This window comes from Paenibacillus sp. FSL R7-0652, assembly GCF_038595045.1.
Classification (GTDB): domain Bacteria; phylum Bacillota; class Bacilli; order Paenibacillales; family Paenibacillaceae; genus Paenibacillus.
The window spans coordinates 1,085,663-1,099,215 of sequence record NZ_CP152001.1; the positions used below are offsets into that span (position 1 = coordinate 1,085,663).

The window sequence follows — 13,553 nt, forward strand, 5'->3', positions numbered from 1 at the left end:
CCATGAGTACAGGTTCAGTTATAGAATGTCTGGAAAACATTCAGGCATCGCAGCTTGGCAGCAGGCGCAGCATCTACGTATATCTTCCGGCAGGTTACGCGGAGCAGATAGACCGGTATTACCCGGTGCTGTACGTTCATGCAGGACAGCGGGCTTTTGGCCCATCCAGCCCCGGGAACGAAACGTGGCAGCTTGATCTGGCAGCGGATGAACTTATCTCTGCTGGCCGGATTGAACCGATCATCATCGTTGCCATTGCACACGTTCGTCCGGTTACTCGCAATGAATTCTACCACTACGTTGACGCTGAGCAGGAAGCACTCGGCATAGGAGGCTCAGGAATTGAATATGAGCATTTTATTGTCCACGAGCTTAAACCGATGATTGATCGGCAGTACCGGACACAGAGGGACAGAGATAACACGGGATTACTTGGTTCCTCAGCGGCTGCATTATGCACCCTGCATATCGGAATGCGTCATCCGGATGTGTTTGGCAAGCTGATCATGATGTCTCCATACTTTGTGGATGCGCAGCTGGATGAACAAGCATCCAATGGACTGCGGGAGAAAGACATGTACCGTCTGCCGGATACCATTCCAGATGTGCAGATGTGGGTGGATATCGGAGACACCGAAGGATTGTTTCTGCCTGAACAGGTGAGGAGGGTCGTGCAGGAGATGCTGCATCGGGGGGCGGATGTGAAAAAGCTGGCTTACTTCGAACAGCCGGGCGCCTGCCACCAGGAAGCGGATTGGGGAGCACGTGTGTATCTGCCCCTGTTGTATATGTTTGGCCAGGCAGGTCAGCCTGTTTCACTGGAGCTGTATGGCAGAGATGTCATCGGGCTGAAAGGAGGGATGCAGGTAAGGGTTCAGGCCAGACTCCGTTATGATCATGGTCTGAGTCTGACATTGCTGAGCGGAGCGTATGTTTCAAGTCATCCTGAAGTTCTTCAGGTACTTGCAGATGGTATGCTGATTCCCCATGCCGCAGGGAGTGCAGTGATCACAATGCAATTCGGTGCACTGACGGCTGCACGGAGTTACAGGGTCATCCCTGAACTTACCCCCGTTGTACAAGTCTGTATGCAGGCCGAATTCGCGTCATCATTCGCGTCAACGGAGCAGCGGGAAGAATCCATCTACGGTGGGATGGGCATGAAGCTCATGCATACAGGCGATGGTCACTACGAGGGCTGTTACCGTATTCCGAGGGACAGCGGTTTTTCCTTCCGTTTTACGCGTGGATTCCGGCAGTTCGAGACCGATCGGGATGGCAATCCCATAGCCAATCGAGTTTTTCGTGCAGCCGAAAGCATGTCTCTCCACTATAATATCCAGGCTTGGGGCAGTACGTCTGCCAAAGCAAAAATAGGAGGCTCCCCCAAATGATAATCCAATCCTTCGATCCAATACTGGACATCCCCTATTATTATCCATGCAGCTTTCCTCTGATTCATGAAGTGCTGCAGCGGCAGGGCTCCATGTCGAGTCTTGCCATGCTGGCTGCCAGCCGTTTATATACGCTGCCGTCTTGCGAAGATAACGGCTTGGTCAGGACTTATTTTCACAAGCTGGATTATGAAGAACCGGTCTGGAAGATGAATGACGAGCGGGAACTGAGCAGCTTCGAGGAAGGAAAAGCACAGATACGGCGGCATCTTGAAGCGGGCAGACTTTTTTTGGCGACAGGCACCAGCTATCATCTGCCTTATTGCGACGATTACCATAATCCCGAGTATATTAACAAACATGTCAAAGAAGGCTCACGACATTATCTGGTGGATCATTGGCTTGCCGTGTATGGCATGGATGAAGAGCATATGTATGTCTACGACCCTGTGTTTTACAAGTTTAAGGGCAAGGTAGAACATGCTGCTTTTCATGAATTTTGGAAGGGACATCCGGCAATACCTGAACTTACGGGTGTTAAACAGAGGGAGATGCTGCGAACCTACGGAATGACGGACATTCAGGCAAACGTCCTGCTGGATTCGCAGGGGTACCGGGAGATGCTGGCTCAAGCACTGACTACCCAGGTGCATGAATTTCTGACAGGCAGAACAATCACGGAGGGGGAGCGGCGTTTTCATTTTGGACATGCCGTATCTGCGAATGTGATAGAGGCGCTGGAAGCAAATATAAGAGGAGATGCAGCGAGCAAAACACGGATTTCGAGCCTGGTTTTTGATATGCGGTGGAGCCGATATTATTTCCGGGATCTGCTCAAGGAATCCGCTCAATGTTTGGGCGCGCCGCTCGATCAGTATGCCAGGGAATATGAGAGCATTATTCATCGCTGGGAAAAGGCAAATAACCTGCTTCAGGTAGGACAGATGAAGCAGCGCGAAGGATGGCAAGTACAGCTGTCAGGAGTAGTACAAGAGCTGGCCGCAGATGAATGGCGTTGGTATGAATCCTTCAGACAAGCACTGCCTCAAGCATCCATCTATCCGCGGCAAACCCAAACGGTCGCCGAGCAGGATCACAGGTCAGCCCTGCTGCGCATCGTACTGGACAGCTGTCAGGAATTGAATGCATTTCATAACACATTCATTCCACTGGATGAGGGCGGAAACGCTCCGCTTTATGGGCGGGATGGACGACTGAATTCACTGGAACTGGTGTCTTTGCTGGCTGTGGTGGAGCAAAGTATGGAAGAGCATTGGGGTACAGGTGCGGGAAGTGCTCTAGCCGAGATTGCAGCTGCTTCCCTGCACGAAAGTCCATATCAGACGGTAGGTTCGCTGGTGGATTATCTTGCAAAGCAGTGGACCGTGGATGGTTTCGAGGATAATGCGGCTGTTTCAACGAACCGTGCAGGTGGTTCGGATTCATGGGCCATCGGTGGACACGGGGAGGCTGCGAGGTGACCATAGACTTTATGCTGGAGCGGTTTGCAACCTATGGACAGCAGCCTGCATTGATCTGGCAGGATCAGGAGTACAGCTTCGACTGGCTGCTGAGTCAAGTTCATCATATGAGGAACTGGATCAGGACAGAGGGACTTTCCGGGCAGATTGTAACGCTGGAAGAAGACTATTCCCCGTATGCAGCATCGGCACTGCTCGGGCTGCTCGGGGAAGAATGCATTGTGCTCCCGATGGATCGGAACTTGGTCGAAGCTAAACGTCAGGAGTACGTGCGGCTGGCACATGCGGCTGTGCGTCTGGAGGGAGAAGCAGGTCGGTTGGTAATAAGGCAGACATATGATCGACGGGAAAAAGGCACGGTACCTCCTATTCTAACTAAGCTTGAGCAGGAAGGGGGTGGCGGGCTGGTTCTTTTCTCTTCAGGTTCTACCGGGGTGAGTAAGGCGACCGTTCATCGGGCGGAGCGGCTTCTGCAATCTTTTCAACGGCAGGTACGTCCTTTGAGAACGATCCCCTTTATGATGTTTGATCATATCGGTGGATTGAACACGATGTTTCAATCCTTATCCAGCGGGGGCTGTCTGTGCATTCTGGAGAATCGCAGCCCGGAGGAAGTATGCCGAACGATTGAAAGGCATCGTGTACAGGCACTGCCGGTCTCCCCAACTTTTATGAATTTGCTGCTGCTGTCGCAGTGTGACGAAGTTTACGACCTTTCCAGTCTTGAGGTGGTCTCCTATGGTTCGGAAGTGATGCCCGATTCTGTTCTGGATGCCTGGGTCCAGCGGTTTCCGAAAATCAGAACGATCCAAGCTTATGGCATGTCCGAACTGGGTATTTTGCCAACACGCTCCAAAGAGCCCGGATCTTTATTGTTTTCGATTCAGGATGAAGGAGTGAAATGTCGGGTTGTGGATGGCGAACTGCAGATTTACACGGAAACGGCGATGATGGGTTATTTGAATGCACCTTCCCCGTTCACAGAGGACGGATGGCTGCGAACGGGGGATGAGGCCTTAGTAGAGCAGGGATACATCCGTATATTGGGTCGCCGTTCCGAAATCATTAATGTGGGCGGCTGGAAGGTGTATCCCGCTGAAGTGGAGAGTGTGCTTGAGGAAATGGACTGCATCGAAGCGGCAGTAGTAACCGGCGAAGCAAGCGGGATTACAGGTCAGCAGGTGAAGGCAGTCGTTCGATTGGCGTCCGCCTGTCCGTTGGCAGAGCTGCGCCGGGCCATCTGGGCCTACTGCCGGGACAAACTGCCTGCATATAAGATTCCGCAGAAGATCGTCATTACAGAGGAAGCATTGGTCAGCCCGCGAATGAAAAAGGTTAGAAAGCCGATATCCTCACCGGATTAAAGGATAGTACAGCAGCTTCATAGGCAAATTCTCAGTCCCGGCATACTGAGCAATATGTTTGGTTCACTCTTGATTTAATCACCGCTCAGAGACCATTCAAAGAGCATAATTTGAAAAAAACAGTGACGTTAATCTCCCGAACGCATAATCCCAATGGATTTGCGTTTTTTCGGGTTAATGTAGGTGGGAGTTGAGTCCAAACACGCGCTCCAATTCTAACGATCTCCAGACACCTTATTTGGAGCAAAAGATGGCTTTTCAAATTCTAACGATCACCAGGAACGTTAATTGGCAGATTTCACTGAGAAAAGCACCAATGTTAAAGTTATTCGGTGAAATAAGGTTTCTCGGGATCGTTAGAATCCCAACAGTGCTGGATGGGAGGAAATAAGGTCATCTGTGATCGTTAGAGTTAGGAGCGTGGTTGGAACAGGGGCCACAATACATGGCATTGTTCTAACGAAATTTTTCTCTAGGTAAAAAGGGCTGAACGTGATCTACGTTTAGCCCTTTCAGATTCAATAAGCTGCTCTAACCAAAACCTGACCGCACGGCTGAGCATCATGATGCACCAAACTCGTTACACTGCGCGCACAAGATGAATGCGGCACGAGATTAACCAAGCTGCTGCACTCAAGAGATGTAACTAAGTTACTGCACCTAAGAGATGTAACAAGGCTATTGCAATCAAGATAGGGCAATGGTGATCAAGATACATTATTCAAGAAAAAGCAATCAAGCACAATCAAAACAATACCATCAAGGTACCGCCATCGAAATCACCCCATCAAGCTCAAACCTCTCAAGATTTAACCCATCAATGTCAAACATATCAAGTTCCACCTTACAAAGATGCCGCAGAATGGGACGAACACATATTAGCTGGAAGGCCGCCTTATTGAACAAAGGCAAAATGAATGCTGCAAGCCAGAGACTCATTTTCTGAAAAAATCAAGCTTCTGCTGGCTGTTTAACCTCAAGCTGCAGCAGGGAAAAACCATAGGCTGCAAGGTTCAGGGTCAACTTGTTCAGCCCAGCTTCAACAGGGGCGGAGGTGAACAGGTCCCGCCAGATGCCGCGATCTCCCCACGCCAGTTCAAGCGAACAGGGCTCATCACTCGCATTAAGCACCAGCAGTACACGCTCACCCGTCTCCGAATCCACGCGCTCTACAGCAAGGCATGGATCGCCAGCTTTGGCATAAACAATCTTGAGATCCGCACTGCGCAGCGCAGGATGCTGCTTGCGTAACTCAATAGTGCGGGTGAAGAAATGAAGCAGTTCGCGGTTCTGCTTGGTCACATCCCATTCCATGCATTTCCGGCAGCCCGGATCGTATCCGCCATCCAGCCCGATCTCATCCCCGTAGTAGATGCACGGCGCACCCGGGTAGGAGAACAGAAGCATAACAGCCAATTTCATTTTACGCACATCGCCATCACATAAAGTCAGCAAGCGCGGGGTGTCGTGGCTGCCCAGCAGGTTGAATGCAGCTTCGGTGACAGGCTGAGAATAGGACGCCAGCAGTTTGCCGATCTCGTTGGCGAAGCCCAGACCATCCAGTTTGCCATGTACAGTATAATCCAGCACCGAGTTGGTAAACGGATAGTTCATGACCGCATCGAACTGGTCTCCCTGCAGCCACATCAAAGAATCATGCCAGATCTCTCCGAGCAGATAGGCATCGGGCTTGATCGCTTTCACCGTCTGCCTGAATTCACGCCAGAACTGGTGATCCACCTCATTGGCTACGTCGAGACGCCAGCCGTCAATATCCATCTCCTCAATCCAGAAACGGGCGACTTCCAGCAGATAGGCTTTTACATCGGGATGTTCTGTGTTGAGCTTTGGCATGAGTGGTTCAAAGGCAAACGTTTCGTACGTTGGAATTCCATCCTCGACACGCGGCGGCCAATCCTTGATATAAAACCAGTCAGCATAAGGGGAAGCAGCCCCGTTCTTCATCACATCGACAAACGGAGGAAACTCTCTTCCAGAGTGATTAAATACAGCATCCAGCACGACCCGTATACCACGAGCATGGCACGCATCCACAAGTAATTTCAACTGTTCGTTCGTACCAAACTGAGGGTCAATCTTCAAATAATCGGCTGTATTGTATTTATGATTGGTTGTTGCTTCGAACAGCGGACAGAAGTAGATGGCTGTGATACCCAGTTCACTGAGATGGTCGAGATGGTTCATCACACCCTGCAGATCGCCGCCGAAGAAATTCACCGGTGTCGGCACACCGCCCCACGGCTCGGCACCAGCTGGAGTCAAAGAGGGGTCACCATTCGCAAAACGTTCGGGGAAGATCTGATAGAATACGGCGTCCTTCACCCAAGCCGGCGGTTCAAAAATATCCACGGGATTCATGAATGGAAAATCAAACATTTCCAGCGGGTGTTCCGGCAGCGCCTGCACGAATCCGCGCTCGGTCATCCAGACAGATTCTTCCCCTTGAATAAGCTGGAAGCTGTAGCGCAGTCTGCGATAGGGCGGAGACGTCTCCGCTTCCCAATAGTCAAACATTTCATCTCTGGCGAAAATACGCATCGGAATGTGTGTGATGGTTCGATCCCAGGCATATTTGTCTCCTGTGATCGCGATGACGGCGTCCAAATCCCCTCGTTTGGAACGCAAGCGGAGATGCATGGTTGTGCGATTGTAAGCATAGGACCAGTTCAGTTTGGGACGATGATAGATGGCTTCCAAAATCATGGTAATCACTCCTTGGCTTGATTAATAGATACAGGATAAGGCCAATTAGTGCCGTGAAAACGCAAAAAAGGTACAACCTCTCAAGTTCACGAGGTTGTACCTTTCGGCAGCATAGCCTTTTGATTATATCGATATTATACGAAGTATTTTGGCGAAAGAAAATACTTTTTTTCCTTAAATATCAATTTTGCTGCTTATATACAGCACCAATTACAATTCGTATCCGAGTTTTTCAGCATAAACACTGATTTCTTCCTGATACTTCTTGATATTCTTGATTCCGGCTGCAATTTTGTCGTTGCCTTGTTTCAAGAACGTTTTATTGATTTTGGTTTTCGATACAGATTGTTTAAACAACTGATATCCTTCCAGCTGGGCATAGCTGCCTTTAATCAATTTGTCATGGATTTTTTTCAGCTCGGGATTCGCTGGCTTGACTTGCTTCAGCATGGAAACATATTTGGTGTAATTCGGGATAACCGTGTTGTTCAATCTCAAAAAGAATGATTTGCGATTGGAGGAAGTAATATAATTGTTGCCTCCGGCGGCATCCAACGCCTTGCTTTCATAAACGGCCAGAGCTTCGATTGCTTCCAGATAATCAAGGAAATCTTGTTCATCCGCAGAAAGCGCTGCTTCTTCGCTTGTGCTGTTATCTTCTGTAACAGACTCATCTGAAGTCGTCGTTGTAGTGCTGTCGGCTGCTGAAACATAAGCTCCTGCCGGGAGCAGTGTTCCGCCAAGCAAAATGATACTCATTAAAATAGATAGAACCCAATTTTTTCTCATGTTATCCTGTCCCCTGTCTCTATATATGTGATTTTATTCCAAGGGATAATCTAACATAAGAGGACGTTAAGATACAGGAATAATTTAGTAATATTATTTCGGTACAAGTTTTAAGAGGACCATATGGATAAACAGATATTCTATAGTGCGAATAATTATACGTTTATATGCATATGAAACTTTGAACAACGGAGATGGATACGGGAGGCTCCCTCAACAATAGAAAGTAAAGTAACTCCTCCACATACGTAGTTGTGGGAAACGAAATGGTATTTATTTATATGATATGGATTCATCCTAAACACGCTTGGCATAGCTGTTTTTGAGTGAGATCAGCTGCTTCAAAAAGATGAATTTTCCTCTAAATAAATGCTTGTATAAAATACCCAACTCGATTACAATACAATTGATAATGAGATTCAATATCATTTACAAGAAAAGGGGAGACTTGTTCCATGTTCCGATTGAACAAAAAGTTATATATTTATGCAGCGCTGATCCTGATGATTTCGCTGCTGGCTGGCTGTGCTTCGGGAGGAAGCTCAGGCACGACAAATACAGCAAGTCCTGCAGCAAGCGCCAAGAGTACTGAGGGCGGCACGGAAGGGGATTCAACTGCCAAAGCAGCAGATGAAACTCGGGTAATCAAACATGCCATGGGAGAAACGGAAATCACGGGAGCGCCGCAGAGAATCGTAACCTTATTCCAAGGTGCGAATGATGTGGTCGCAGCTCTTGGCGTAAAACCGGTAGGTGTCGTCGAATCCTGGGTACAGCAGCCGGTCTATGAATATTTGCGTAAAGATCTGGACGGCGTACCTCAAGTGGGACAGGAATCCCAGCCTAACCTGGAAGAGATCAACAAGCTTAAGCCTGATCTCATTATCGCAACCAAAATCAGACACGAAGAAATCTATAGTCAGCTGTCCCAGATCGCCCCAACGGTAGTCACCGAGACACTGTTTGACTGGAAAGAAACGTTAAAGCTGGTTGGTGAGGCGATGAACAAAACAGAGGAGTCGGGCAAAATGCTCGCGAATTGGGAGACGCGCGTAGCGGATTTCAAAGAGAAGATGGGTGACCGTCTGCCGATCGAAGCGACAATTACAAACTTCAGAGCGGATCAGGTTCGCATTTTCTACATGGGTTATGCAGGTAAAATCCTGAAGGAGCTTGGTTTTACAAGACCGGCAGGACATGATGCAGATACATGGGGCGTTGAACTGACATCCAAAGAAGCTATTCCGGATATGAATGCAGACATGATCTTCAACTTCAATTCAGGTACGGATGCAGCTGCAATCGAGAAAAACTATAAAGATTGGACAAGCAGTCCTCTGTGGAAAAACCTAGACGCCGTGAAAAATAACCAACTCGTTCAGGTCGATGAAGTGGCCTGGAACATGGCGGGCGGATACACATCGGCTAACATGATGCTGGACGATCTATACAAACAGTTTAACCTGACTAAATAATAGGAGCAGGATCTGTCATGCACCAGAACATTCGTTAGCGAAGTGTATGGGCAGGCAGGTCCTGTTTCACTTTATCGATGAAAGAGTGAGTGTATGTTTCCCCTTTTTAACAAGGCAAGTGCCAAACTATACGGGCTGCTTGGACTGGTGGTTCTTATGATTACCGCCGCAGCTGCCAGCATGATTTTAGGACGCACACCTATTACGTTTCACATGCTGTGGGATGCGTATCGGTCCTATGATGAAACTTCGGTAGAACATGTCGTGCTTTTGACGGAACGACTGCCGCGCACCATTATTGCAGCCGTTGTAGGTGCAAGTCTGGCTGCAGCAGGTGGACTAATGCAGGCACTGACGCGTAACCCACTGGCATCCCCAAGTGTGTTCGGAATTAATTCCGGTGCCATATTTTTTATTGTTATTGCGGTCGTGGTATTATCCGTTTCGTCCCTGACAACGATGATGTGGTTTGGATTTGCGGGAGCGGCGATTGCTGCAGCCGTTGTGTATATGCTGGGCTCTCTGGGCCGTGACGGATTGACGCCGATTAAAATTGTACTTGCGGGCACTGCGATTTCTGCTTTGTTTGCCTCCTTTACACAGGCGATTCTGGTGCTCGACGGTACAGGACTGCAGGATGTATTGTTCTGGCTCGCCGGCTCGGTAAGCGGACGGACATTGGAGATGCTGTATCCGGTGCTGCCATACATGGCTGCAGCTGCGCTGGTGGCGCTGTTCATGGGCCGGCCAATCAATCTGTTATTAACAGGGGATGACATTGCCAGAGGTATGGGACAGAATGTGCTTCTGGTCAAAGTGATGATGGGGGTCGTAACGGTACTTCTTGCTGGCGGTTCTGTCGCAGTAGCTGGTTCCATCGGTCTGGTGGGGCTCATTGTACCCCATATCATGCGTATTTTTGTCGGCAATGACTATCGCTGGCTTATACCTTACTGCTTCTTAGGTGGAGCAATCCTGTTGATGTCAGCCGATGTGGTGGCAAGGTTGGTGATTATGCCGCAGGAAGTTCCGCTTGGTGTAATGACCGCTTTGATTGGCGGCCCCTTCTTCATATATATCGCTCGCAAGGGGGTGACAAAGATATGAGGAAACCGCTGGTGTATCGGAATAAAAAAGATACTGTCTCCATGCAGGTGGAGCGCAGGTCTGTGACTGTCATCTCCATATGCATCATTCTGTTCCTGGCAGCCGGAGTGATCGGTACAAGTCTAGGCAGTGACTTTATCTCCCCACTGGATGTGGTTCGAACGATCTTTGGACTGAACGCAGGGGAGCATGACTTTGTCGTGCTGACACTGCGGCTGCCGCGTGTACTGCTCTCACTGCTGGTAGGTGCTGCACTGGGAATGTCGGGTGCACTGCTGCAGGGGATTATTCGTAATCCGCTTGCTTCACCAGATGTCATCGGTATAACTGGTGGTGCTGCAGCAGCTGCTGTAGGGTTTGTAACCCTGCTGGGCGGAACCGTGAGTATCAAGCTGCTGCCGCTGTTTGCTGTTCTTGGGGCGATGGTAACGGCATTCATCATTTATATTCTTGCATGGAAAAAAGGAATCAGTCCGATCCGGCTTGTGCTGATCGGAATAGGTGTATCGGCTGTAACGGGGGCTGGCACGACCTTTATGCTGATTCTAAGCCCGTTCTATACGGCAAGTCAGGCTTATATCTGGCTGACAGGCAGCATCTATGGAGCAGCCTGGACAGACATTCAGACCATACTACCCGTCATTGTGATTGTTGTACCTATAGCTCTTTGGTTTGCGCGCAGCCTGAATGCACAGGAATTTGGAGATGATCTTGCTGCCGGCCTCGGCGTTACAGTGCAGCGGCATCGAACAGTTCTCCTGTTATGCAGTGTGCTGCTGGCCGGAACTGCGGTGTCAGCAGCCGGCACGATTGGTTTTGTCGGTCTGATTGCACCGCATATCGCAAGAAAGCTGGTAGGACGGATGTTTGGCAGTCTGCTGCTGGTGTCCGGATTCGTTGGTGCGCTGCTGGTATGTGCTGCTGATCTTGCTGCCCGCACCGCATTTCTACCGCTCGATGTGCCTGCCGGCGTTTTTACCGCGGGGATAGGTGCACCGTTTTTCCTGTATCTGCTGTTCAAAAATCGAAACCACTATTAAGGAGGAGAACGTCGTGAGTATTCTGGAAGCAAAGGAGCTTACCATCTCCTATGGAGCCGATCCCATTATAGAAAACCTGAATTTGACCATCCCCAAAGGAGAGATTACGGTCCTGATTGGCAGCAATGGCTGCGGTAAATCGACACTGCTTCGGACGATGGCAAGACTGTTGAAGCCCAGCTCGGGAACCGTGCTGCTGGATGGTGAGGAGATTGCCAAGCTGCCTACCAAAGAAATCTCAAGACGCATGTCCATTCTGCCGCAGGGCCCAACCGCGCCGGAGGGCCTAACGGTAAACCAGCTGGTTCGTCAGGGACGTTACCCTCACCAGACATGGCTTAAACAGTGGTCACGTGAGGATGAGCGCATGGTTAAGATGGCTCTGGAATCCACCCATCTGACTGCACTGGCTGATCGGCCCGTGGATGCTCTGTCCGGCGGTCAGCGTCAGCGTGCGTGGATTGCCATGACGCTGGCGCAGGGGACAGAAACGCTGCTGCTGGACGAGCCTACAACCTATCTGGATATGACACATCAGATTGATATTCTGGATCTGCTGTTTGAGTTGAATGAACAGGAAGGCCGTACCATCGTGATGGTACTTCACGACCTGAATCTGGCCTGCCGCTACGCACATCATATTGTGGCCGTACATAACAGGTCGATCTATGCAGAAGGTAAACCAGAGGACATTATTACTCGTGACCTCGTGCGCAGCGTTTTTCAGATGGAATGTGATATCGCTGTAGACCCGCTATTTGGCACGCCAACCTGTATCCCGCATGGAAGAGGCAGGAAGCTGAACGAGGAACAGAAGCGATATACACAGTTGGCCTGAGGAACGGAGATTCATACACACGTGCTGCTGGATACCGGAGCTCATTTACGTCCTACACCTACTGCACTTTCCCCCATGATTTATAACTGAACAGGCAAGCAGAAGAGTGCAAATGGCGCTGCTTGCCCGTTTGTTATGCCCTTTTTTTCTCTACTCATGTGCCCAATAAAACACCCCTCGATTAAAACTTTTTTTTCCTTTAAAGTTTTATATTGACATAAGACAAACAGGTACCCTAAAATAGGTTTTGTATGATATTGATAATCATTATCAATAAATTAACCGATAGGAAGGTTGGATATGAGATTACACGGTCCAGAAGGTTCCATATTTCCGAAGGGTATTGAAAATTTGCAGAATCGGCTGATTCTGAATAAAGCAAGAGAAATGGGCATTGCTTGCGAGCCGCTTGTAGATGGATGTGAGGATTTTCTGAAGCTGTCCCTGGAACATAAGCAGATCATCATTAATAAAACAAGGACCCACCGGCTGCCGCTGATTGCCGGACTGCTCGCCAAAAACAAGCAGGTGTGCAATCTGCTTTTGGAGGAGCGGGGCATGCCGGTCCCTTCACATGTTGTAGTCGATGGCATAGGGAAGGAAGCTGAAGCTTTTCTTAAGCAGCATCACTCGATCGTGGTCAAACCGCTTGATGCCAGCAGCAGCCGGGGGGTTACGCTCGATGTACGAACCAGTGCCGAGTTGGAAACTGCAATTCACCTCGCGGCCAAGTACGGCAGCAGCATACTGCTGCAGCGGTATGTAATCGGGACCGACTATCGGGTGCTGATTATTGATGATCAGGTAGCGGCGGTCAATGAATACCGCCCCGTATATATTATTGGCGACGGCAGCTCGTCTGTAATTCAACTCATTGAGAGGCTGAACTACAGCCGAATAGAGCAAACGGCCATAGGGGTGTATGAAGCTTTTCCCGAAATTGATGCCAATGATATGCGTCTGCAGGAAACGCTGCGCAAACAAGGTACTGGCTTAAATGATGTGCCGCCTGCGGGGATAGAGATTGAGCTGTATGACCTGCAGAATTCAGCAGCCGGGAAGATTAGCGAGTTTTACAGGGATTGCACAGATGACATTCATGCTGACAATGCCCGCATGTTGATTCAGGCCGCCAGGACACTTCAGATCGATGTTGCAGGTGTGGACGTTCGCTGTAAGGATATTCGAGTACCGATTACAGCGGCACAAGGAGGCATTCTGGAAGTCAACGCACTGCCAGATCTGACTCACCACGTTTATCCTCATGGCGGGACAACCAGGGATGTTGTGCGGCAGTATCTGGAATATCTATGTCAGGGTTAGCGGTTGGTCGGAGCGTAC

At 49.5% G+C, this 13,553-nt stretch carries 10 protein-coding genes; 8 read left to right on the forward strand and 2 right to left on the reverse strand.

Translation table 11 applies throughout. The annotated features are described in order from the left end of the window. Nucleotides 1–2: 2 nt before the first annotated feature. The 3 genes from MKY97_RS04855 to MKY97_RS04865 are packed head-to-tail and all read left to right on the forward strand — an operon-like array spanning nt 3 to nt 4,239. Complete coding sequence (locus MKY97_RS04855) at nt 3–1,394, forward strand: alpha/beta hydrolase-fold protein (protein ID WP_342554375.1); 1,392 nt, start codon at nt 3–5, stop codon at nt 1,392–1,394. Further along, a complete protein-coding gene (locus MKY97_RS04860; protein ID WP_342554376.1) occupies nt 1,391–2,875 on the forward strand; it encodes a hypothetical protein in 1,485 nt (494 codons plus the stop codon). Before MKY97_RS04855 ends, MKY97_RS04860 begins: the two co-directional genes overlap by 4 nt. Next, nucleotides 2,839–4,239 (forward strand): fatty acid--CoA ligase family protein, encoded by a 1,401-nt coding sequence (locus MKY97_RS04865; protein ID WP_342554377.1) that lies wholly within the window; start codon nt 2,839–2,841, stop codon nt 4,237–4,239. The genes MKY97_RS04860 and MKY97_RS04865 overlap by 37 nt, the downstream gene beginning before the upstream one ends. A gap of 951 nt (nt 4,240–5,190) precedes the next feature. On the opposite strand, the gene MKY97_RS04870 is transcribed toward MKY97_RS04865, so the two are convergent. Next, nucleotides 5,191–6,963: an alpha-glycosidase gene (locus tag MKY97_RS04870; protein WP_342554378.1), complete on the reverse strand. Its 1,773-nt coding sequence runs from the start codon at nt 6,961–6,963 to the stop codon at nt 5,191–5,193. A 210-nt stretch (nt 6,964–7,173) separates the two neighbouring features. Then, entirely contained in the window at nt 7,174–7,752 is a 579-nt protein-coding gene (locus MKY97_RS04875; RefSeq protein ID WP_342554379.1) for a hypothetical protein, read from the reverse strand. A 455-nt stretch (nt 7,753–8,207) separates the two neighbouring features. On the opposite strand from MKY97_RS04875, the gene MKY97_RS04880 reads away from it, so the two are divergent. The 5 genes from MKY97_RS04880 (at nt 8,208) to MKY97_RS04900 (ending at nt 13,535) form a co-directional block, all read left to right on the forward strand. Further along, the gene (locus MKY97_RS04880; protein WP_342554380.1) at nt 8,208–9,227 is read left to right on the forward strand and encodes an iron-siderophore ABC transporter substrate-binding protein; all 1,020 of its coding nucleotides are present in this window, start codon (nt 8,208–8,210) and stop codon (nt 9,225–9,227) included. 93 nt (nt 9,228–9,320) lie between these two features. Next, nucleotides 9,321–10,334 (forward strand): iron ABC transporter permease, encoded by a 1,014-nt coding sequence (locus tag MKY97_RS04885; RefSeq protein ID WP_342554381.1) that lies wholly within the window; start codon nt 9,321–9,323, stop codon nt 10,332–10,334. Beyond that, entirely contained in the window at nt 10,331–11,374 is a 1,044-nt protein-coding gene (locus MKY97_RS04890; protein WP_342554382.1) for an iron ABC transporter permease, read from the forward strand. The genes MKY97_RS04885 and MKY97_RS04890 overlap by 4 nt, the downstream gene beginning before the upstream one ends. Nucleotides 11,375–11,387: 13 nt before the next feature. After that, a complete protein-coding gene (locus MKY97_RS04895; RefSeq protein WP_342554383.1) occupies nt 11,388–12,212 on the forward strand; it encodes an ABC transporter ATP-binding protein in 825 nt (274 codons plus the stop codon). A gap of 300 nt (nt 12,213–12,512) precedes the next feature. Continuing rightward, nucleotides 12,513–13,535, forward strand: coding sequence for a hypothetical protein (locus MKY97_RS04900; RefSeq protein WP_342554384.1), 1,023 nt, complete (start codon nt 12,513–12,515; stop codon nt 13,533–13,535). Nucleotides 13,536–13,553 lie beyond the last annotated feature (18 nt).